Origin of the sequence: Nocardia rosealba (assembly GCF_020216065.1) — a bacterium.
GTDB lineage: Bacteria > Actinomycetota > Actinomycetes > Mycobacteriales > Mycobacteriaceae > Nocardia > Nocardia rosealba.
On the sequence record NZ_JAIWNA010000001.1, the window covers coordinates 1,424,310 to 1,445,537 of the forward strand.

Consider the following 21,228-nt stretch of genomic DNA (forward strand, 5'->3'; position numbering starts at 1 on the left):
CGGCTACGGCGGCGCGTTGACCATGAGGGCGGTAGGCGGCGGTGGAATCTCGCTGATCGTCGACGCTACGAGCGACCCGACTGGGCGCGGCGCCAGGCTGAGGAGCTCAGGAGGCGGAGGCCGTTGAGGGCGACGATGATTGTCGAGCCTTCGTGGCCTGCCACGCCGAGGGGGAGGGGGAGGTGGCCCAGGAGGTCCCAGGTGACCAGGACCGCGATGAAGGTGGCGGCGATGGTCAGGTTGGCGATCACCAGGCGGCGGGCTCGGCGGGACAGGGCGATGACGGTGGGGATGGTGGTGAGGTCGTCGCGGACCACGACGGCATCGGCTGTTTGCAGGGTGAGGTCGGACGCGGTGCCGCCCATGGCGATTCCGACGTGGGCGGTGGCGAGGGCGGGGGCGTCGTTGATGCCGTCGCCGACCATGGTGATGCGCTCACCCTCGGACTGCAGGGCGCGGATGGCGGTTACCTTGTCCTCGGGGAGGAGATCTGTTCGCAGGTCGGTGATTCCGACGCGGTCGGCCAGGCGGCTCGTGGTGATGTGACTGTCACCGGTGAGCAGAACCGGTGGGGTGCCGGTCATCCGGGTGAGGTCGGCGACAGTGGCGGCCGATTCCTGGCGGTCACGGTCGGTGATGCCGAGCACGGCGACGGGCGCGCCGTCACAGACGACGACCACAGCGGTTCGGCCGCGCGACTGCTGGTCGGCGACCGCGTCACCGAGACGGGCGGACGAATCACGAGCGTGGTCCGAATCGCTCTGAGAAGTTGCCTCCCCCTGCGACGCCTTCGCACCGAGTAGCGCTGTGGGTGAACCGATTCGGACCGCACGCCCCTCGACAGTGGCGAAAACACCACGTCCCGGTTCGGCCGTGAAGTCCTCGGCTTCGGGCAGCGGAAGATCACGCTGACGAGCCGCGCGCACGATGGCCTCGGCCAGTGGATGTTCGCTGCCGTGCTCGGTCGCCGCGGCCAACCGCAGGACCGCATCCTCGGTGAAAGCCGTGCCGGGCAGCACGTGGATCTCGGCCACCTCGGGGGTGCCGCGGGTGAGCGTGCCGGTCTTGTCGAACGCCACCCGGGTGGTGGTCCCGAGCTGTTCCATCACCGCGGCGGACTTCACCAGCACACCGTGGCGACCCGCCGTGGCGATCGCGGCCAACAGCGGCGGCATGGTCGCGAGCACCACGGCGCAGGGGGAGGCGACGATCATGAAAGTCATGGCACGCAAGAGGGATTCGCGAACCGCCTCACCCCACAGCAGTGGCACGACGAACACGGCGATGGTGGCGGCCACCATGCCGATCGAATAGCGCTGCTCGATCTTCTCGATGAACAGCTGGGTGCCCGCCTTGGTGCGCACGGCCTCGTCGACCAGGCCGGCGATCCGCGCGACCACCCAGTCACTCGCCCGCCGGTCCACCCGGATCCGCAGCGTGCCGGTGCCGTTGAGGGTGCCCGCGAAAACCTCGTCACCGACGGTCCGGTCGACGGGCAGCGGTTCGCCCGTGATGGTGGCCTGGTCGACCTCGCTCGCCCCACCGACCACGGTCCCGTCCGCTGCGATGCGGTCGCCCGGGCGGACCAATACCACGTCACCGATGACGAGATCTGTTGCGTCCACCGTCTGTTCGTCGCCGTCGCGCAGGACGACGGCGGCATCGGGGGTGAGGTCGAGCAGTCCGCGCACGGAGTCCTCGGTCCGCGCGGTGGCCAGCGCCTCCATCGCGCCGGAGGTCGCGAAGATGACGATCAGCAGCGCACCGTCGGTCACCTGTCCGATCGACATGGCGCCGATCGCCGCGACAACCATCAGCAGATCGACATCGAGAGTCTTCTCCCACAATGCCTGCAACCCGCCGAGCGCGGGCTCCCAACCGCCCGTGACGGCACACGCCAGATACAGCGCCCACCACGACCACGACGGCGCCCCGGACAGCTGCGCGGCCAGACCGACCAGGAACAGCACGAGAGAGGCGGCCGCCCAGCGGATTTCGGCGATCTCGAACAGCCGGGTCCGTCGCGCACGCGGGGGAGCGGCGGCGCCGGTGCGTGCCGCGACGGCGGTGGGCATGGCCACGGGAAACCTCCGTGAGACGGGAACAGAACAACCCGAGAATAACAGAACATATGAAGAGGTCTTCATTTCAACGGGTCGGTTAGACTCCTGCCATGGGACACGGTGTGGAGGGCCGCGACCGGCCGACCACCCGGCTGGACGCCGATACGGCCGCGCACGTCGCGACCACCCTGCAGGCCCTCGCCACCCCGAGCAGGCTGCTGATCCTGTCCGAACTACGGCAGGGCCCGCGCCCGGTGACCGAACTGGCCGAGGCGGTGGGAATGGAACAGTCGGCCGTCTCCCACCAGTTGCGCCTGCTGCGCAACCTCGGCCTCGTCGTCGGCACCCGCGCGGGCCGCAGCATCGTCTACAGCCTGCACGACAACCACGTCGCCCAACTGCTCGACGAAGCCGTCTACCACAGCGAACACCTGCGCCTCGGCCTGTCCGACCGCTCCGGCACCGCCTGATCCGGAGACCGAGCGCCGAGCCTCCAGTCCGGCGCGGGCCGCGGGTCACAGGCGCCGATCCGCGCCGGAGCTGTTGCGGGTGACTACCTTCCGGTGCCCCTCGGTACCAATGGCACCGCCGCCATCGCCATGACGGCCGCGAACGCGAACGCCGTCGGATACCCGCTCACCGTGATCAGCGCGCCGAATGCCGGTGGGATGGCGGCCAATACGAGGTTCTGGCCTGTGTTCTGAATGCCGAGACCACGTCCGCTCCAGAACGGTCCCGCGATCTCGGCGACCGCGGTGAACGCCAATCCGTTGTCCGACACCGAGATCACCGACGCCGCGACCATCAGTGGCACGGCGATCCACCCCCAGCCCGTCCCCGCGGCGACCGCAAGTGCGACCATCGACAACACCGCGGCGACGGCGACCTGACGCAGCGGCCCGAGCCGGTTGCCGGCCCGATCCGACCACGCGCCCGCGCCGATTCGTCCAGCGGCGCCCAGCAATTGGGTGACCGTCATCAGTACGCCCGCCGCCACCGGCGACCAGCCCAGATCGCGGTGCAACCACATCAGCCCGAACGTCCACAGGGTGGCCTGAGGGAAGACCAGCAGGATGGACACCGCGTGAATGCGCCACAGCGTGGAGTCGCCACGGTAGGGGTTGGTCCGGTCGGCAGCTTTCGTGGGCGGCCGGGGCGGATCGACAATGCCTGCCAGGCAACCGATCGCGCCCGCAGCGGCCAGCAGCGCGGGCACCAGCAGGGCGGCGGCGATGCCGTACCGGTCGGCGACCCACGGGATGGTCAGCGCGCCCACGCCGACACCGAGGGGCTGGGCGGTCTGGCGAATGCCCATGGCCAGCCCGCGCCGGTCCGGCGGGAACCAGCCGACGATCACCCGCCCGCTCGCACCGTTGGAACTGGCCGCGCCGACACCGCCGAGGAACAGCAGCACGCCGAAGGCGATCGGATCCTCGACCAGGGCGGCGCCGACGCCGGCGGCGAACATCAGTGTGGTACCCGCGACCAGCACGATCCGCTCACCGATGCGGTCGACGACATAACCCCACGCGATCAGCGTGCACACCAGGCCGACGGTCGGCAGGGCGACCAGCGCGCCCGCGGCGGCCAGCGAATCACCGCGATCGGTGAGCGCGGGCAACAGGAAGGGGGTGCCGTGCACGAAGGTGGCACTCGACGTCTGCGCGAGCACACCGAGAGCGAGCATCGACCAGCGTCTGCCGTTGCTGATCTGGGATACCCCGGCCGTCGGCCGCGCCTTCGTCACGATACTCGCCTCGCCGAATTGCACGATTGCATCTCATTATTTGAGATCGATGTCTCATCTTGTGAACATCGAAGATCACGCTACACCGGTGACCCCGGGTTCCGGTGCCTGGCGTCGGTGTCTGACGGATCACATCCGGCGGCGACTGTGCGTAATGCGAATCACGAACGCGGGCAGCAGGTTCGAAATCACACGAATGTGACTTCGCTCGCCCTACCGGTTCGGCCGCGCGAGGCGATCACGGGCGCGTTCGGGCAGGTGGGCCCGCCTCGATAGACTCCCGGGCATGCGCTTAGGTCGAGTTGCCAGTCCCGATGGAGTCGCGTTCGTCAGCATCGAAGGCGACGGAAGCGACGCCGTCGCCAAGGAGATCGCCGAACACCCGTTCGGCACGCCGACGTTCACCGGGCGGAGCTGGCCGCTGGCCGACATCCGCCTGCTGGCGCCGATCCTGGCCAGCAAGGTGATCTGCATCGGCAAGAACTACGCCGCCCACGCGGCCGAAATGGGTGGTGAGGCGCCGAAGGATCCGGTGATCTTCATCAAGCCGAACACCTCGATCGTCGGGCCGAACGCCCCGATCATCCTGCCGCCCAGCTCCTCTCAGGTCGACTTCGAGGGCGAGCTGGCCGTGGTGATCGGCCGCCCCTGCAAGGACGTGCCCGCCGCCAAGGCCGCCGATGTGATCCTCGGCTACACCGTGGCCAACGACGTCACCGCGCGCGACCAGCAGCGCCACGACGGGCAGTGGACGAGGGCCAAGGGCTACGACACGTTCTGCCCGCTCGGCCCGTGGATCGAAACCGCCATCGACCCAAGCGATCTGGAGATCACCACCGAGCTGGACGGCGAAGTCCGCCAGCGCAGCCGCACGTCGCTGTTCCTGCACGACATCCCGAAGATCATCGAATGCATCAGCTCGGTGATGACGCTGCTGCCCGGCGACGTGATCCTCACCGGCACACCGGAAGGCGTCGGCCCGCTGGCGGCCGGGCAGAACGTGTCGGTGACCGTCGAGGGCATCGGCACCCTCACCAATCCTGTTGCCACCAAGCGCTGATAGCGGAGAAGAGAGTCATGACACAAGTACGGGTCCGTTTCTGCCCGTCGCCGACCGGCACGCCGCACGTCGGCCTGATCCGCACGGCGCTGTTCAACTGGGCGTTCGCCCGCCATCACGGCGGCAGCTTCGTGTTCCGGATCGAAGACACCGATGCCGCACGCGATTCCGAGGATTCCTACCGCGCGCTGCTCGACGCGCTGCGCTGGCTCGGGCTCACCTGGGACGAGGGTCCGGAGGTCGGCGGCCCGTACGAGCCGTACCGGCAGTCGCTGCGCCGCGACCAGCATCTCGACGTCGTGCGCAAGCTGCTCGAGGCCGGCGAGGCCTATGAGGCCTTCTCCACACCCGAGGAGGTCGAGGCCCGCCATCGCGCCGCCGGGCGTGATCCGAAACTCGGCTACGACAATTTCGATCGCGATCTGACGCCCGAGCAGATCGCCGCCTACAAAGCCGAAGGCAGGCCGGCGGTGGTGCGTTTGCGCATGCCCGACTCCGATCTCGGCTGGAATGATCTTGTTCGTGGCGAAACCACCTTCAAAGCGGGCACTGTTCCCGATTTCGCGCTCACCCGTGGAAATGGTGATCCGCTGTACACACTGGTGAATCCGGTCGACGACGCGCTCATGAAGATCACCCATGTATTGCGCGGTGAAGACCTGCTCTCGTCGACCCCGCGTCAGCTCGCGCTGTATGCCGCGCTGCAGCGTATCGGTGTTGCCGACTTCACGCCGGAGTTCGGTCACCTGCCGTTCGTGATGGGCCAGGGCAACAAGAAGCTGTCCAAGCGCGACCCGGAATCGAATCTGTTCCTGCACCGCGATCGGGGATTCGTTCCCGAGGGTTTGCTGAATTACCTCGCACTGCTCGGCTGGAGTATCGCCGAGGACCGCGACGTGTTCTCCATGCAGGAAATGGTCGCCGCTTTCGACATTTCCACCGTGAATTCGAATCCGGCTCGTTTCGATCAGAAGAAGGCCGACGCGATCAATGCCGAACAGATTCGTCTGCTCGAGCCCGGTGATTTCGGCCACCGTTTGCGTGAGTTCCTGACCGCGCAGGGGCATATCGGTGCCGAAATCGACGAGAAGACGTTCCTGGCCGCCGCCGAACTCGTGCAGACCCGGATCGTCGTGCTCGGCGACGCCTGGGACCTGCTGAAGTTCCTTTTCGTGGCACCGGGGGAGTTCGCGATCGACCAGGCCGCGGGCACGAAGAACCTCGGTGCCGAGGCCGACCAGGTGCTCGACGCCGCCATCGCCGCGGTGGAGCCGCTGGCCGAATGGACCACACCGGCCCTGGAAGAGGCCCTGAAGAAGGCGCTGATCGACGATCTGGGCCTCAAGCCACGCAAGGCCTTCGCGCCCGTGCGGGTCGCGGTGACGGGCTCGCACATCAGCCCACCGCTCTACGAATCGATGGAATTGCTCGGCCGCGAGGTCTCGCTCGACCGCTTGCGTGCCGCACGCGGTTGGCAGCCCACCGCGCAGTAGCCGTACGGCAGGCGGGTGCGGCACGCGCCGCACCCGCCCGGCGGCCGGAAATCGCTCGAAAAGTGGCCGCTGACCAGGCGATTTGTAGTTTACCCCCTGCTGTTTGGTAATCTTCTCATCGCCGCGGAACACGGCCTCGCAACACCGACAACCACTCGGTGAGCGCAGGGCCGAGCGTTTCCATCCTTGGGGTATGGTGTAATTGGCAACACAGCTGATTCTGGTTCAGCCATTCTAGGTTCGAGTCCTGGTACCCCAGCAAGGTTTCACTTCGGTGAAATCGTCCTGGCCCCGTCGTCTAGCGGCCTAGGACGCCGCCCTCTCAAGGCGGTAGCGCGGGTTCGAATCCCGTCGGGGCTACCAAGAAAGGCCCCCGGTCGAATCCGACCGGGGGCCTTCTTCATTTCACAACCGTTTGTGCAGCGCCTCCGCCGCCGCCACCAGATCGGCCGCCCAGCGCGCGCCCGGCCTGCGGCCCATCCGGTCGATCGGGCCCGATACCGACACCGCCGCCACCAGTACGCCCGAGGCGTCACGCACCGGGGCCGAGACGCTCGCCACGCCCTGTGCGCGTTCTGCCGCGCTCTGCGCCCACCCCCGCCTGCGGACCTCGGCCAGCGCCCGCTCGCCGAACACGGCGTCGGCCAGGACGGTGCGCTGTAGCTCCGGGTCGGCCCACGCCAGCAACACCTTCGCCGCCGAGCCCGCGGTGAGCGGTAGCCGCGAGCCGACGGGCACCGTGTCGCGCAGGCCGACGGGCGGCTCGAGCGCGGCCACGCACACGCGCGCATTGCCGTCGCGGCAGTACAGCTGGACGCTCTCACCGGTGATCTCGCGCAGCCGGGGCAGAATGGCTCCCGCCGCCTCGACCAGCGGATCGGCGGCCCCCGCCGACAACTCACTGAGCGCGGGCCCCGGCCGCCACAGGCCGTTGGCGTCGCGTGCCAGCAGCCGATGCGTCTCCAGCCCGACCGCCAGCCGGTGCGCGGTGGCACGTGGCAGGCCGGTTCGGGTGCACAGGTCGTTGAGACCGCATGGCTCGTCGGCGACGGCGTAGAGCACCGCCACGGCTTTGTCGAGAACACCGATACCGCTATGCTGTCTCATAGAACGATACTAACTTCTCATATGTTGAGATACCAAGTATGCCCGTCGAAAGGTGATCAAGCAATGGCCGAGCGCGCCCGCACACTGGCCGAGAAGGTGTGGGAACAGCACGTCGTCGTCCCCGGCAACGGTGACGGCACTTCCCGCGAACCCGACCTGATCTACATCGATCTGCACCTCGTGCACGAGGTGACCAGCCCGCAGGCCTTCGACGGGCTCCGCGCGGCCGGACGGCCGGTCCGCCGGCCCGACCTCACCATCGCCACCGAGGACCACAACGTCCCAACGGCCGACATCGACAAGCCGATCGCCGACCCGATCTCGCGCATCCAGGTGGAGACGCTGCGCCGCAACTGCGCCGAGTTCGGTGTGCGCCTGCACCCCATGGGCGATGCCGAACAGGGCATCGTGCACGTGGTCGGTCCGCAGCTCGGGCTGACCCAGCCGGGGATGACCGTGGTGTGCGGCGACAGCCACACCTCGACCCACGGCGCGTTCGGCGCGCTGGCCATGGGCATCGGCACCAGCGAGGTGGAGCACGTGCTGGCCACCCAGACGCTGTCGCTTCGCCCGTTCAAGACGATGGCCATCACCGTCGACGGCGAATTGGCGCCCGGCGTCACGAGCAAGGACCTGATCCTGGCCGTGATCGCCGAAATCGGCACCGGTGGCGGCCAAGGGTATGTGCTCGAATATCGCGGCGAGGCCATTCGCAAACTGTCGATGGAAGCGCGGATGACGATCTGCAACATGTCGATCGAGGCGGGCGCCCGCGCGGGCATGATCGCCCCCGACGAGGTGACCTACGAATTCCTGAAGGGCCGTCCGCACGCACCGCAGGGCGCCGACTGGGACGCCGCCGTGGCCGCCTGGGAGGCGCTGAAGACCGACGAGGACGCGGTTTTCGATGCCGAGGTGCACATCGACGCCGGCACGCTGACCCCGTTCGTCACCTGGGGCACCAACCCCGGTCAGGGCCTGCCGCTCGGCGCGAACGTGCCCGACCCGGCCCAGATCGCCGACGAGTCCGAGCGCGAGTCCGCCGAGAAGGCCTTGCGCTACATGGACCTGACGCCGGGAATGCCGCTGCGTGAGGTGAGCGTGGATACCGTTTTCGTCGGTTCCTGCACCAATGGCCGCATCGAGGATCTGCGTGCCGTCGCCGATGTTTTGAAGGGCCGCCGTGTGGCCGACGGTGTGCGAATGCTGGTTGTACCCGGCTCGATGCGGGTGCGCGCCCAGGCGGAAAAAGAAGGACTCGGCGAGATTTTCACCGCGGCCGGCGCGGAATGGCGCCAGGCGGGCTGTTCGATGTGCCTCGGGATGAATCCGGATCAGCTGGAACCGGGTCAGCGCTGCGCCTCCACCTCCAACCGCAATTTCGAAGGCCGACAGGGCAAGGGCGGGCGTACCCACCTGGTCTCGCCGCTGGTCGCCGCCGCCACGGCGGTGCGCGGCACCCTGTCGTCGCCCGCCGATCTGGCCTGAGCGGCCCCGAACCACCACGATCGAAGGAGAATCGTTATGGAAGCCTTCACTGTTCACAAAGGCATCGGGGTACCGCTGCGCCGGTCCAATGTCGACACCGATCAGATCATCCCCGCCGTTTACCTGAAGCGCGTGACTCGTACCGGTTTCGAGGACGGTCTGTTCGCCGGTTGGCGTACCGATCCGGACTTCATTCTCAACACCGAGCCGTACCGCAGCGGCAGCGTTCTGGTGGCCGGGCCGGATTTCGGCACCGGTTCCTCGCGTGAGCACGCGGTGTGGGCGCTGTCGGACTACGGCTTTCGAGTGGTGATCTCCTCGCGTTTCGCCGACATCTTCCGTGGGAATGCGGGCAAGGGTGGTCTGCTGGCCGCGCAGATGTCACAGAACGATGTCGAAATGCTCTGGAAGCTCATCGAGGAACAACCCGGCCTCGAATTGGTTGTCGACCTGTCGGCGCGCACCGTCACGGCGGGAACCATCGTGTTGCCGTTCGATATTGACGACTACACCCGCTGGCGTCTGCTGGAGGGTTTGGACGACATCGGCCTCACGCTGCGGCAAGGCGACGCGATCACCGAGTTCGAAAAGGGAAGGCCGTCATGGAAACCCGTGACGCTGCCGGAGCCTATTTCACCGGCGTAATCGGCTGGGGCGCTTAGGGGCGCTTCCCTGGGAGCGGTAGCTGGACGTGTGCTAAACCACATGAATTTTGGCGTGGCACATAGACTCTTGCTCAAACTGGGTTTACCGTGGTACCTAGTCGGTCCGACGACGGGCCATTAGTCTGCGGAGGATTCAATGAACAAGGCGGAACTGATCGACGTTCTGACCGAAAAGTTGGGTACGGACAGGCGCACGGCTACTGCGGCTGTCGAGAACGTGGTCGACACCATCGTCCGTGCCGTGCACAAAGGTCAAAGCGTCACCATCACCGGATTCGGTGTGTTCGAACAGCGCAAGCGTGCTCCCAGGGTTGCCCGTAACCCGCGTACCGGTGAAACCGTGAAGGTGAAGGCGACTTCGGTGCCTGCCTTCCGGCCGGGCGCTCAGTTCAAAGCGGTGATCGCGGGTAAGCAGAAGCTGGCCGCGTCCGGCCCTGCCGTGAAGCGTGGCGTGAATGCGCCCGTGGCGGCGAAGAAGGCGGCAGCCAAGAAGACCGCGGCGAAGAAGACCGCGGCCAAGAAGGCCACGCCGTCGAAGGGTCCGGCCAAGACCACGGCCCGCAAGGCCGCGACCAAGGCTCCCGCCGCCAAGAAGACGACGGCGGCCAAGGCCACCGCCGCCAAGAAGACCACGGCGGCAAAGAAGGCTCCGGCCAAGAAGACTGCCACCAAGGCCACCGCCGCCAAGACCACCGGTACCAAGGCCACGGCGGCCAAGAAGACCACCGCTGCTAAGAAGGCTCCCGCTAAGAAGACTGCTGCGAAGAAGACAGCCACCCGTCGTGCTCGTTGATCCTGCCGCAGCGGGATCAGGTCGGGGAATGTGCACGTAAAGCCGCATCACCCACCACTGGACCGAGAACGGCCCCGGAATTCCGGGGCCGTTTCGGCTGTGCGGGGTAACTTTTGTTCAGCCGGTGACGATTCCCGTAGACAACGCACGATCCATATGGTTCGCCGCGACTAATCGGTCCCCGATGAACGACAAAGCCCAGACGCTGCCCTTGCGATTACGAGCGGGCGGCAGGGTGAGTCCGTCGCGCTGCGCCAGCCACTGTGTCAGATCGGGAATCACGCCGCCCTGACTGCAGACCACCGGTACACCCCGATCTGTTACCAACGACAGAAATCGTTGCCGCGCCGCATCTTTCGCTGAATCGTAACCTTGCTCGGAAAACATTGGCTCGCAATTGATTTCGGCGTTCAGATGCTCCGCCAACGGGGTAACGGTTTGGATACAGCGCAGGGGATCGGCCGAATAGATCCGGGATGCTCCGAACGCCAGCAGATTCGGGACGAGAGCCGCGGCCTGCAGTCGTCCGGCGGCCTCGAGCGGGCGTTGGTCGTCCGGACCGTCGAACTCGGAGCGCTTGCCCGCCTTGGCGTGGCGGACGAGCAGCACGGTGGCCGTTTTCGGTGGGTGACGGGCGAAGACGCGCACGATCTGGCGGTCCATCGGGTACGACAGTTCGTCCATCACGTCGTCGAGCGGAATCCAGCGCAGCTGGTCGACTTCGGAGTTCTCGGTGAACTCGCCCTCGGCCGCCTCGGCGGCCCAGTAGTCCACCCGCTTGAGCTGGCGATGCCCCGGGATCGGGTAGGTGACCCGGCCGAGATAACGCCCGAGCGTGCACGGCAGGCCGGTCTCCTCGCCGACCTCACGCACTGCCGCGACCACCGGTGTCTCGCCGGGATCGAGCTTGCCCTTGGGTAGTGACCAGTCGCCGTACTTGGGCCGGTGGATCACCGCGATCTCCGGTCCGGTGGCGCCCGCACGCCACAGAACCGCCCCTGCGGCATGGATATTGGGCCGGACCCGCGGGTCGCGCATCGGTTCGGGCTTCTCCTGTGCGTGCTTGCTCACGGCTGTTCGGGACGACGCAACCGCATGAGGAATTCCTGGTGGTCGCGCACCTGGTTGGCGTCGGCGTCGGTGGGGCTCGCCTGCCAGGAGCCGTCGGGCAGCAGCACCCAGCAGCGCGTCATGGGGTCGAGCGCGGAATCGAAGACCACACCGAGCTGCTCGGTCAGACGCGGATCCTTCACCTGCACCATCACCTCCACCCGGCGGTCGAGATTGCGGTGCATCATGTCGGCGCTGCCGATCCAGGTCTGTTCCTGGGCCTGGAACTGCAGTACCCGCGAGTGCTCGAGGAAGCGGCCAAGGATCGAGCGCACCTCGATGTTCTCGCTGAGACCCGGCACGCCCGCGCGCAGGCCGCAGATGCCGCGCACCACGATCTGCACCGGCACGCCTGCCTGAGAGGCGCGGTAGAGGGCGTCGATGATCTGCTCGTCGACGATCGCGTTGGCCTTGAGCCGGATACGAGCGTCGAAACCCTCACGTGCCAGCTCGATCTCACGGTCGATCCGTTCGATGATGCCTGCGCGGACACCGAGCGGGGCGACCATCAGGTTGCGGTAGTCCTCCTTGCGGGAGTACCCGGTGAGCGAGTTGAACAGGTCGGTGAGGTCGGCGCCGATCTCCGGTGCCGCGGTGAACAACCCGACGTCCTCGTACAGGCGCGCGGTCTTGGGGTTGTAGTTGCCGGTGCCGATGTGGCAGTAGCGGCGGATGGTCGATCCCTCACGGCGCACCACCAGGCACGTCTTGCAGTGGGTCTTGAGGCCGACGAGGCCGTAGACCACGTGCACGCCCGCCTGTTCCAGCGCCCGCGCCCATTTGATGTTGGCCTGCTCGTCGAAACGTGCCTTGATCTCCACCAGGGCTACCACCTGCTTGCCCGCCTCGGCGGCCTCGATCAGGGCGTTGATGATGGGGGAGTCACCGGAGGTGCGGTACAGGGTCTGCTTGATCGCCAGCACCTGCGGATCGGCGGCGGCCTGTTCGATGAACCGCTGCACGCTGGTGGAGAACGAGTCGTAGGGGTGGTGCACCAGTACGTCGCCCTCGCGCAGCGCGCTGAAGACATTGCGCGGGGTCTCGCGCTCACCGAACGCGGCGGGGGTGGCCGGTACGTAGGGCGCGTCCTTGAGTTCGGGCCGGTCGACGCCGTAGACCTGCCACAGGCACGACAGGTCGAGCAGGCCGGGCACCTGGATCACATCGGCGGGGTCGACCTCTAACTCACGTAGTAGCAACTCCAGCATGTGCTCGGTCATGTCGTCGGAGACCTCGAGCCGCACCGGCTTGCCGAACCGGCGACGCGCCAGTTCGCGTTCCATCGCCTGCAGCAGGTCCTCGTCGCGGTCCTCGTCGACCTCGAAATCGGCGTTGCGGGTGATCCGGAACGAATGGGTCTCCACCACGTTCAGGCCGGGGAACAGCAGATCGAGGTGGGCGGCGATGAGTTCTTCCATCGGCAGGAAGGCCGCGATGGCCGACGGCGCGCCGGTGCGGCGCACGCGGACGAACCGGTCGACATTGTCGGGCACCTTCACGCGGGCGAAGTGCTCGCCGCCGGTGCCCGCGTCCTTCACCGTCACGGCGAGATTGAGGCTCAGGCCGGAGATGTAGGGGAACGGGTGGGCCGGGTCGACGGCCAGCGGTGTGAGGACCGGGAAGACCTGATCGGTGAAATAGTTCGAAAGACGTTGCCGTTCGGCTTCGTCGAGGCCCGACCAGCCGATGATGTCGATGCCCGCGCCTGCCAGCGCCGGGTTCACCGAATCGATGAAGACCTTCGCGTGCCGCTCGGCGAGTTCCTGTGCGCGAGCCGTGATCATCTCGAGCTGTTCGGACGGTGAGCGGCCGTCGGCGGAACGCACCGAGAGCCCGGTCTCGGCGCGGCGTTTGAGCCCGGCGACCCGGACCATGTAGAACTCGTCGAGGTTGGAGGCGAAGATCGCGAGGAACTTCGCGCGCTCCAGCAACGGCAGGGAGGCATCCTCGGCGAGGGCGAGCACGCGGGCATTGAAGTCCAGCCAGCTCAGTTCCCGGTTGAGGTAGCGATCGCGTGGCAATCGCTGCGAACTGCCGTCGGCGCCCGAGGCGATGGCGGCCGCAGGTGGCGGGGAAATCGGGGGCAGGGACTTGATGGTTTCCGTGTCGCTCACGCTGTCAATCATCCCCTACGGACCGCGTGGTCCGCAGCATGACATCGGGTGAACTCCTGGTGCGGCGACCGGCTAGCACACCGTGCGGACGGGATCGCCTCGGTGGGTGGTGATTCCGAACTCCCGCAGCGCGTCGGCGGTGTGGACGCCGACCCCGAGCGCGCGCACGGCGTCCAGATCCTCGGGTGTGTCGACGTCGCAGCGCAGGCCCGGCCAGTGGCCGGGCACGACGACGGCGCCGTATTCGCGGTGGGCGCGGGCCGAATCGGGGCCGAAGCGTGGTGCGAGCGCGTCCGGTGCGGTACCGGCCAGCAATGCCGAAGTGCCGGTCCCCGTGTGATCGATCACCACCGCGCGGGTGGCGGGCGCGACGGCGAGAAAGTCGACGAGTTCGGCGGTGCGCAGGGCAGGCAGGTCGGCCTGCAGGGCGAGCAGGCGGACCGGACCACTGCGGTGGCGTACGTCGTCGGCCGCGGCGGTGAGAGCGGTGTTGAGGGGGTCGTGGTCGGCGGGTGGCTCGGCCAGAACGTGCGCGCCGAGTTCGCGTGCACGGGCGGCGACGACGGGGTCGGGGGTGACGACGGTCAGCGAACCGATCGCGGGCACGGCGGCGGCCGCCTCGACGGTGTCGGCGAACATGGCCAGCACCAGCCGGGCGCGCTGGTCGGCGCTGAGCACGGCCGACAACCGGCTCTTGGCCCGGTCTCGGTGCTTGACCGCCATCACGGCGTGCACGGTGTGCATGGTCTCGATCCTTGCATGGCATATTGGGCTGATGACGAGGGCTGCGGTTATGGGTGCTGGGTCGTGGGGCACGGCATTCGCGAAGGTGTTGGCCGAAGCGGGTACCGAGGTGACGATCTGGGCCAGGCGCGAAGAAGTGGCTCGCGCGCTCGACACCGAGCATCAGAATCCGTTCTACCTGCCGGGCGTGCAGTTGCCGCCCGTCCGGGCCACCCACGATCACCGGATCGCGCTCGACGGCGCGGATCTGGTGGTGCTCGCGGTGCCGTCGCAGTCGCTGCGGGCCAATCTCGGCCACTGGAAGGACGACATCGGCGCCGACGCCACGCTGATGAGCCTGGCCAAGGGCATCGAGACCGGAACGCTGCTGCGGATGAGCCAGGTGATCGCGGAGGTGACCGGCGCCGAACAGGGCCGCATCGCGGTGCTCTCGGGGCCCAATCTCGCCCACGAGATCGTCGAACGTCAGCCCGCGGCCACCGTGATCGCCTGCACCGACACCGAACGCGCACAGCAGGCCCAACATGCCTGTGCCACCGGCTATTTCCGGCCCTACACCAATACCGATGTGGTGGGTTGCGAGATCGGCGGCGCGTGTAAGAACGTCATCGCCCTGGCCTGCGGTATCGCCTCGGGCATGGGCCTCGGTGACAACTCCGTGGCCAGTCTCATCACCCGCGGGCTGGCCGAGGTGATGCGGCTCGGGGTGGCGCTCGGCGCGCAACCGGTGACGCTGGCCGGACTCGCCGGCGTGGGCGACCTCGTCGCCACCTGCACCTCGCCGCTGTCGCGCAACCGGTCCTTCGGGTATGTGCTCGGACAGGGCGGGTCGATGCAGGCCGCGCAGGAGGCGACCAACGGTCAGGTCGCCGAAGGTGTGAAGTCGTGCACATCGGTGCGGGCACTCGCGGCCGAACACCAGGTGGAGATGCCGTTGACCGACGCGGTGCACAAGGTGTGCCACGAGGGGCTTTCGGTGAACGAGGCCGTCGGCAGCCTGCTCGGCAGGCGCATGAAACCCGAATAAGGCCGATGCCGCCGCGGCGGCGCGAACCTACTACGGTGACGTTCATGACGGAACGGATCAGGGTAGCTGTGGTGTTCGGCGGGCGCAGCAGCGAGCACGCCGTCTCGTGTGTGTCGGCGAGCAGCGTCCTGCGCAACCTCGATCCGCGACGCTACGAGGTGGTGCCCATCGGGATCACCACCACCGGCAGCTGGGTGCTTGCCGAGGGGATCGGCGAACTCACGCTCAGCCACGGCGAACTGCCCGCCGTCGATGCCACGGGCACCGCGCTCACCCTGGCCGCCGACCCCGGCCGTTCCGGCGCGCTCGTCGCCCTGGACGATCCGACCGCCACGCTCGGCACCGTCGATGTGGTCTTCCCCATCCTGCACGGCCCGTTCGGCGAGGACGGCACACTGCAGGGCATGCTCGAGCTGGCCGGGGTGCCCTATGTGGGTGCCGGTGTGCTGGCCAGCGCGGCCGGGATGGACAAGGAATTCACCAAGAAACTGCTGGCCGCCGAATCGCTTCCGGTCGGTGTGCAGGTGGTGCTGCGTCCCGGCACCCAGACCCTGACCGCCGAGGAACGCGACCGCATCGGCCTGCCCGCCTTCGTGAAACCCGCGCGCGGCGGTTCGTCCATCGGCATCACCAAGATCACCGACTGGTCGGCCCTCGACGACGCCGTCGCCACCGCCCGCGCCCACGACCCCAAGGTGATCGTCGAGGCGGGCATCGTGGGCCGCGAAGTCGAATGCGGTGTCCTCGAATTCGCCGACGGTGACGTGCGCGGCAGCGTCGTCTCCGAGATCCGCATGCCCGATGCCGACGCCGCAGCCCCCGAGTTCTACGACTTCGCCACCAAATACCTCGACGACGTGTGTGAATTCGACGTACCCGCCAAGCTCGACGACGCCGTCGCCGACGAGATCCGCGCCCTGTCGGTGCGTGCCTTCCGCGCCCTGGACTGCCAGGGCCTGGCCCGAGTCGACTTCTTCCTCACCGCCGACGGCCCGGTCATCAACGAGATCAACACCATGCCCGGCTTCACCCCCATCTCCCAATACCCCCGCATGTGGGAAGCGACCGGCATCGACTACCCGACGTTGGTGTCCACCCTCATCGAAACCGCCGTAGCCCGAGGCACCGGCCTGCGCTGACCCGCGCCACCGACTCCCATCGCGCCGAAAACCAAAACCGGTGGCGGCGCTTAGCGCCGACACCCGCGGCGCCAGCCGCCAAAATTACAGCTCGCCAGGGTTGATCGGTTGGGCGGGGAGGTTCGCGGTGATCGTGTCGGAGACCGTTTGCACAGCGGCGGTGCCCGACCCGTCGGGCACTGTCAGGGCGATGTAGGTTTCGCGATCGACGGCGAACCACGTGCCCGTCTTGGCCGTCTCGTCGCGAACCTGGAACCACTTCACCCCGTTGACCTCTTGCAGCGGTGAGGCACGGTTGAATTCGAGCGGCCGGTCCAGGCCGCAGCGCAGCACGATCGGCTCCCCGCCCTCGGGCAGCTGCCAGGCGCGGGTGGCGGGCGGGGCAGGTTCGGCGAGGGTCGATTTGGTGTAGTCGCCCAGGTCGGCGGGCAGGGCAGGCAGCAGGGCCGCGCAGGCGGGGCCGTCGGCGGCGGGCGCGGGGACCGGTCCCAGCGGGAGCGGTTCGCGTTCGACGGGGGCGCGCAGGATCAGGAAAGCGGCCACGAGGACGCCGACGATCAACACGATGGGCAGCGCCACGGCGGTGGCGATGAGCGCGGGGGAGTACTGGCTGTCGGTGGCCGGTTTGTCGTCGGGGCTCTCGTCGTCGGCCGATTCCGCTCCTGGAGAGTCCTTGCGGAGGGCTGACGGTTCGGCAGTGTCCTCGGGCCCGGTCGCCTCGTCGCGATCGTCCGCTGTCGGGTCCGACGATTCCGCCATAGCCGCGTGGTCCTTTCCTCGTCGCCTGCGCCGCGCACCGTCGGTGGTGCCCGATCGCCTCCGAAAGGGTACCGTCGTGGCGATTTCGTCGGTCGGGAGCACAGCGGGAAGGAGTCGGTCATCAGCGAGGACAGCCGTTCGCAGACGGTGCGTGAGCTGGGTGAATTCGCCTTGATCGACCGGATCAACGCCGGTCGCGAGCAGGCCGCGCACGTGCTGCTCGGTCCGGGCGACGACGCCGCGCTGCTCGCCGCGCCCGACGGCCGGTTCGTGGTGAGCACCGACATGCTCGTGGAGGGCAGGCACTTCCGGCTCGACTGGTCGACGCCGGCCGAGATCGGGCGCAAGGCGATCGCGCAGAACGCCGCCGACGTGGTGGCGATGGGGGCGCGGCCCACCGGCTTCGTCGTCGCGCTCGGATGTCCCGCCGACACTCCGGTACGGGTCGTCGAGGGCATCGCCGACGGCATGTGGGCCGAGGCCGTGCGTGCCGGCGGTTCCATCGCGGGCGGCGACCTGGTGCACAGCGAACAGTTGGTGATCTCGGTGACCGCGTTCGGTGACCTCGGTGGGCAGGGTGCGCTCACCCGTTCCGGTGCGGTCGAGGGCGATATCGTCGCTGTCGCAGGCGAACTCGGCTGGTCGGCCGGAGGGCTGGCCGTATTGTCCAGCGGGGCAGATGTTTCCGATCCTGCCTTCGCGCACGCGCTTACGGCACACCGGGTTCCGCAGCCGCCCTATGCCGAGGTGATCGACGTGTTCGGCGTCCACATCCCCAACGCCCTCACCGATGTCTCCGACGGTCTGCTCGCCGACCTCGGCCACCTCGCCGCCGCCTCCGGCGTCGCGATCGACGTGCACGCCGCCGCCCTCACCGACCCCGAACTCGACGTGGTCGCCGCCCGGCTCGAAGCCGATGCGGGGCAATGGATTCTGGCCGGGGGAGAGGACCACGCCTTCGTCGGCACCTGGTCGCCCGCGACCGCGCTGCCGCCGGGCTGGCGGCCCATCGGGGTCGTTACCGCAGGCAGCGGCGTCACCGTCGACGGTGCGCGGCCCGCCGGTGCCACCGGGTGGGAATCGTTCCGTGGGGCAGGCGCCACGGCCGCGCCCGGCGAACGATAGGTTGTGCGGTCATGGGTGCCAAACCACTGTCGGAGATCATCGACCCGGGCTGGGCCCGGGCCCTGGAACCGGTTGCCGACCGCATCAGCGAGATGGGTGAGTTCCTGCGCGCGGAGAACGCCGCCGGACGCGGATATCTACCCGCCGGGGAGAACGTGCTCCGCGCGTTCCGGCGCCCGTTCGACGCGGTGCGTGTGCTGATCGTCGGCCAGGATCCCTACCCGACTCCCGGCCACGCGATGGGACTGAGTTTCTCTGTCGCGCCGGATGTTTCGCCGATCCCGCGTAGTCTGTCCAACATCTTCGCCGAGTACACCAAGGACCTCGGCTTCGATACGCCCAAGTGCGGCGACCTGAGCCCGTGGTCGGATCAGGGTGTGCTGCTGCTGAACCGGGTGCTCACCGTCACCCCCGGCAGCCCGGCCTCGCATCGCGGCAAGGGCTGGGAAGCGGTGACCGAGCAGGCGATTCGCGCGCTCGTCGACCGCGACGAACCGCTCGTCGCCGTGCTGTGGGGCCGGGACGCGGGCTCGCTGAAGCCGACCCTGGTCGCCGCCGAGATCCCCTACATCGAATCGGCACACCCCTCGCCGCTGTCCGCCTCGCGCGGGTTCTTCGGGTCGCGACCCTTCTCCCGGGTCAACGAACTGCTCGACGAACTCGGCGCCGATCCTGTCGACTGGCGGTTGCCCTGACCCGGGGTGCCGCCCGCACGAGAAGAAAATGATGAAGGAGCACAACCGGATGCACACCACAACCGTTCGCGCCGCATTCGCGACCGCCGCCGTCGCCGCCGCCATCACCGCGGGCGCGGGCTCGGCCTCGGCCGCGGGCCTGCAGCTCGAGCCCTACAACGAGCAGGCGACCCCGGTCGCGACCAGCCCCGTCGGCGAGGAATGGACCTCCACCGGCACCTCGACCATCTCCTCCGGCGTCAACGCCAAGGTCACCTGCATCCTGCAGAACACTTTCAGCGCCCTGGGCGCTGTGTGTTAAAGCGGCTGGCGCCGCGGGATTTTCGGCCCTGAGGGCCTCGAATCCGAGGGGCGATACTTCGGCTTCGCCGTTACGTCTCGCCCCTCGGATCCGAGGCGGCCGAAAATCCGTGGTGGCGGAGTTCCGGCGTGAGCGCCGGTCAGGCGAGGTTCGTGTAGTCGGGCTTGCGCTTGGCGACGAAGGCGTCCACGCCTTCGCGCCCGGTGCTGCTGTTCGCGGCGGCGGCGATGCTGTCGCGTTCCGCGTCGAGCTGCTGGTCCAATGTTGCCGACGGCGACTGGGCCAGCAGCTTTTTCATGGCCGTGTAGGCGGCGCGGGGACCGGTGGTGAAGTCGGTGGCCACGCGCAGGGCCTCGGTGCGGATCTCGTCGTCGGGGACGATCCGGCTGAGCAGCCCGAGTCGTTCGGCCTGTTCGGCGCCGATCACGGCATCGGTCAACAGGATTTCGCGGGCCCGGCTGACGCCGACGATGCGCGGCAGCGACCACGACATCCCGCCGTCGGGGGTGAAGCCGATGCCGGGGTAGGCGGGACGCATCTGGGTCGACGGACCGCCGATGGCGATGTCGGCCGCGCATACCAGGCTCATGCCCGCACCGGCCGCCCAGCCGTGCACCGCCGCGACGACCGGGACGGGGGCGGCGGCCAGGGCGCGCACGAAGTCGTGCAGCTGGGTGGCCAGCTCGTGCAGGAAGGCGCCTCGGTCGTCGGCACCGGCGAAGTGACGGACATTGCCGCCGGCGCAGAAGTTCGCGCCCGCACCGGTGATCAGGATCGCGCCCACGTCGTCGCCGAGCGAACGCAGGGCGGCGGTGCCCGCGTTGATCAGGTCGAAATCGAGCGAGGTGCCCGCGGCCGCGGTCGCGATGGTCAGGTGCAGTACGCCGTCGACGACGACCGGTTCGCTACTCATGCCCGTCACATTAGCTAGGGGCGCGCCGCCAGTGTTGTTCGGGCAGCAGCGTGAACGGGTCGGTGCGGCGCAGACCCGTATCGGCAAAACCGTGCCTGCGGTAGAAGGCGTGCGCGCGCGGATAGTTGCCGAGCACCCACAGACTGCAGGGCGCGTGGGGGGACGGCGGCCGCGAGCAGGTCGTCGGCGACGCCGGTGCCGTGCCAGGCGGCGCGCACATACAGCGCTTCCAGCTCGCTGCCGGTCGGCTGCCGTGACGCGGCGGCGAAGCCGATCAGGTCGTCGCCGTGACAGGCGACGAGCAGCCGATAACGACCGTCGGTGCGGCGGCGTTCCCAGGTGATCGCCGAGCTGTCGAGATCGAACGCGGCGAGCAGGTGGGCGGGGACCAGCGAGTCGTAGGCCTCCCGCCAGCTGGCGATGTGGCAGGCCGCGAGCGCGGTAATGTGCGCGGCGCTCGCCGGGCCGATCCGCCACTCAACCACGAATCACCCGTTCGACGACAAAACCCCGGACAACCCATGAAGGGTGCCGGGGCACTGTCGGCAGAATGTACGGGCCGGAAATCAGCCGCGGACGACCTTGCCCGCCTTGAGGCAGGAGGTGCACACGTTCATCCGGCGGGTGTTGCCAGGGGCAACCTGCGCACGCACGGTCTGGATGTTCGGGTTCCAGCGACGGTTGGTGCGCCGGTGCGAGTGCGAGACCGACTTCCCGAAACCGGGGCCCTTGGCGCAGACGTCGCAAACGGCAGCCATGTCGCGAGCTCCTTCATGTCATAAGCGGTCAGCGCGCACGTGTGCCGCTGAACCGGAAACTGATGTCGTCAAATGCCTTGCCGACTTGCATCGGCCAGCGCAGACCTGTCGAGGCCGCACGAGGCAA

General features: G+C 68.2%; 21 protein-coding genes and 2 tRNA genes. 13 read left to right on the forward strand and 10 right to left on the reverse strand.

Annotated features, from left to right (window positions below; genetic code table 11):
- Positions 1-65: 65 nt before the first annotated feature.
- Positions 66-2,081: a heavy metal translocating P-type ATPase gene (locus LDL21_RS06430; protein WP_372462142.1), complete on the reverse strand. Its 2,016-nt coding sequence runs from the start codon at positions 2,079-2,081 to the stop codon at positions 66-68.
- A gap of 92 nt (positions 2,082-2,173) precedes the next feature.
- On the opposite strand from LDL21_RS06430, the gene LDL21_RS06435 reads away from it, so the two are divergent.
- A complete protein-coding gene (locus tag LDL21_RS06435) occupies positions 2,174-2,533 on the forward strand; it encodes an ArsR/SmtB family transcription factor (protein ID WP_181698439.1) in 360 nt (119 codons plus the stop codon).
- A gap of 83 nt (positions 2,534-2,616) precedes the next feature.
- Here LDL21_RS06435 and LDL21_RS06440 read toward each other — a convergent pair whose 3' ends face one another.
- Positions 2,617-3,750, reverse strand: a complete 1,134-nt coding sequence (locus LDL21_RS06440; protein ID WP_225279253.1) for an MFS transporter — start codon at positions 3,748-3,750, stop codon at positions 2,617-2,619.
- A 346-nt stretch (positions 3,751-4,096) separates the two neighbouring features.
- On the opposite strand from LDL21_RS06440, the gene LDL21_RS06445 reads away from it, so the two are divergent.
- From LDL21_RS06445 to LDL21_RS06460, 4 genes are all read left to right on the forward strand, one after another.
- Complete coding sequence (locus tag LDL21_RS06445; protein ID WP_225279150.1) at positions 4,097-4,870, forward strand: fumarylacetoacetate hydrolase family protein; 774 nt, start codon at positions 4,097-4,099, stop codon at positions 4,868-4,870.
- A gap of 17 nt (positions 4,871-4,887) precedes the next feature.
- A complete protein-coding gene (gltX, locus tag LDL21_RS06450; RefSeq protein WP_225279151.1) occupies positions 4,888-6,363 on the forward strand; it encodes a glutamate--tRNA ligase in 1,476 nt (491 codons plus the stop codon).
- 187 nt (positions 6,364-6,550) lie between these two features.
- A tRNA-Gln gene (locus LDL21_RS06455) sits at positions 6,551-6,622 on the forward strand.
- Positions 6,623-6,650: 28 nt separating this feature from the next.
- A tRNA-Glu gene (locus tag LDL21_RS06460) sits at positions 6,651-6,726 on the forward strand.
- A gap of 42 nt (positions 6,727-6,768) precedes the next feature.
- On the opposite strand, the gene LDL21_RS06465 is transcribed toward LDL21_RS06460, so the two are convergent.
- Positions 6,769-7,470 carry an IclR family transcriptional regulator gene (locus tag LDL21_RS06465; protein WP_067493334.1) on the reverse strand — a complete coding sequence of 234 codons (702 nt, stop codon included), beginning with the start codon at positions 7,468-7,470 and terminating at the stop codon, positions 6,769-6,771.
- Between the two features lie 63 nt (positions 7,471-7,533).
- On the opposite strand from LDL21_RS06465, the gene leuC reads away from it, so the two are divergent.
- The 3 genes from leuC to LDL21_RS06480 all read left to right on the forward strand — a co-directional run bounded on the left by leuC (position 7,534) and on the right by LDL21_RS06480 (position 10,416).
- Positions 7,534-8,958, forward strand: a complete 1,425-nt coding sequence (gene leuC, locus LDL21_RS06470; RefSeq protein ID WP_181698441.1) for a 3-isopropylmalate dehydratase large subunit — start codon at positions 7,534-7,536, stop codon at positions 8,956-8,958.
- A 36-nt stretch (positions 8,959-8,994) separates the two neighbouring features.
- A complete protein-coding gene (gene leuD / locus LDL21_RS06475; protein ID WP_067493338.1) occupies positions 8,995-9,603 on the forward strand; it encodes a 3-isopropylmalate dehydratase small subunit in 609 nt (202 codons plus the stop codon).
- 156 nt (positions 9,604-9,759) lie between these two features.
- Positions 9,760-10,416: an HU family DNA-binding protein gene (locus LDL21_RS06480; protein ID WP_225279152.1), complete on the forward strand. Its 657-nt coding sequence runs from the start codon at positions 9,760-9,762 to the stop codon at positions 10,414-10,416.
- 117 nt (positions 10,417-10,533) lie between these two features.
- Here LDL21_RS06480 and LDL21_RS06485 read toward each other — a convergent pair whose 3' ends face one another.
- Genes LDL21_RS06485 through cofC form a run of 3 tightly spaced genes read right to left on the reverse strand, consistent with a single transcriptional unit; the run spans position 10,534 to position 14,384 of the window.
- Positions 10,534-11,454: an NUDIX hydrolase gene (locus LDL21_RS06485; protein WP_225279254.1), complete on the reverse strand. Its 921-nt coding sequence runs from the start codon at positions 11,452-11,454 to the stop codon at positions 10,534-10,536.
- Between the two features lie 29 nt (positions 11,455-11,483).
- A complete protein-coding gene (locus tag LDL21_RS06490) occupies positions 11,484-13,652 on the reverse strand; it encodes an RNA degradosome polyphosphate kinase (RefSeq protein ID WP_181698444.1) in 2,169 nt (722 codons plus the stop codon).
- Positions 13,653-13,712: 60 nt separating this feature from the next.
- Positions 13,713-14,384 carry a 2-phospho-L-lactate guanylyltransferase gene (gene cofC / locus LDL21_RS06495; RefSeq protein WP_225279153.1) on the reverse strand — a complete coding sequence of 224 codons (672 nt, stop codon included), beginning with the start codon at positions 14,382-14,384 and terminating at the stop codon, positions 13,713-13,715.
- Positions 14,385-14,415: 31 nt separating this feature from the next.
- Here cofC and LDL21_RS06500 point away from each other — a divergent pair, with 31 nt between their 5' ends.
- Positions 14,416-15,411: an NAD(P)H-dependent glycerol-3-phosphate dehydrogenase gene (locus LDL21_RS06500; RefSeq protein ID WP_067636818.1), complete on the forward strand. Its 996-nt coding sequence runs from the start codon at positions 14,416-14,418 to the stop codon at positions 15,409-15,411.
- A gap of 44 nt (positions 15,412-15,455) precedes the next feature.
- A complete protein-coding gene (locus LDL21_RS06505; protein WP_181698446.1) occupies positions 15,456-16,550 on the forward strand; it encodes a D-alanine--D-alanine ligase family protein in 1,095 nt (364 codons plus the stop codon).
- Positions 16,551-16,634: 84 nt separating this feature from the next.
- Here LDL21_RS06505 and LDL21_RS06510 read toward each other — a convergent pair whose 3' ends face one another.
- The gene (locus tag LDL21_RS06510; protein ID WP_225279154.1) at positions 16,635-17,309 is read right to left on the reverse strand and encodes a DUF3515 domain-containing protein; all 675 of its coding nucleotides are present in this window, start codon (positions 17,307-17,309) and stop codon (positions 16,635-16,637) included.
- Positions 17,310-17,456: 147 nt separating this feature from the next.
- Between LDL21_RS06510 and LDL21_RS06515 the strand changes: the two genes are divergently transcribed.
- Genes LDL21_RS06515 through LDL21_RS06525 form a run of 3 tightly spaced genes read left to right on the forward strand, consistent with a single transcriptional unit; the run spans position 17,457 to position 19,430 of the window.
- Entirely contained in the window at positions 17,457-18,434 is a 978-nt protein-coding gene (locus LDL21_RS06515) for a thiamine-phosphate kinase (RefSeq protein WP_372462143.1), read from the forward strand.
- A gap of 11 nt (positions 18,435-18,445) precedes the next feature.
- The gene (locus tag LDL21_RS06520) at positions 18,446-19,129 is read left to right on the forward strand and encodes a uracil-DNA glycosylase (RefSeq protein ID WP_181698448.1); all 684 of its coding nucleotides are present in this window, start codon (positions 18,446-18,448) and stop codon (positions 19,127-19,129) included.
- A gap of 49 nt (positions 19,130-19,178) precedes the next feature.
- Positions 19,179-19,430, forward strand: a complete 252-nt coding sequence (locus tag LDL21_RS06525; protein ID WP_225279155.1) for a hypothetical protein — start codon at positions 19,179-19,181, stop codon at positions 19,428-19,430.
- A gap of 139 nt (positions 19,431-19,569) precedes the next feature.
- Here the strand turns inward: LDL21_RS06525 and LDL21_RS06530 are convergent, their stop codons facing one another.
- From LDL21_RS06530 to rpmB, 3 genes are all read right to left on the reverse strand, one after another.
- Complete coding sequence (locus LDL21_RS06530) at positions 19,570-20,343, reverse strand: enoyl-CoA hydratase/isomerase family protein (protein WP_225279156.1); 774 nt, start codon at positions 20,341-20,343, stop codon at positions 19,570-19,572.
- A gap of 14 nt (positions 20,344-20,357) precedes the next feature.
- Entirely contained in the window at positions 20,358-20,828 is a 471-nt protein-coding gene (locus tag LDL21_RS06535) for a GNAT family N-acetyltransferase (protein WP_225279157.1), read from the reverse strand.
- 81 nt (positions 20,829-20,909) lie between these two features.
- Positions 20,910-21,101 carry a 50S ribosomal protein L28 gene (gene rpmB, locus LDL21_RS06540; RefSeq protein WP_011210730.1) on the reverse strand — a complete coding sequence of 64 codons (192 nt, stop codon included), beginning with the start codon at positions 21,099-21,101 and terminating at the stop codon, positions 20,910-20,912.
- Between the last annotated feature and the right edge of the window lie 127 nt (positions 21,102-21,228).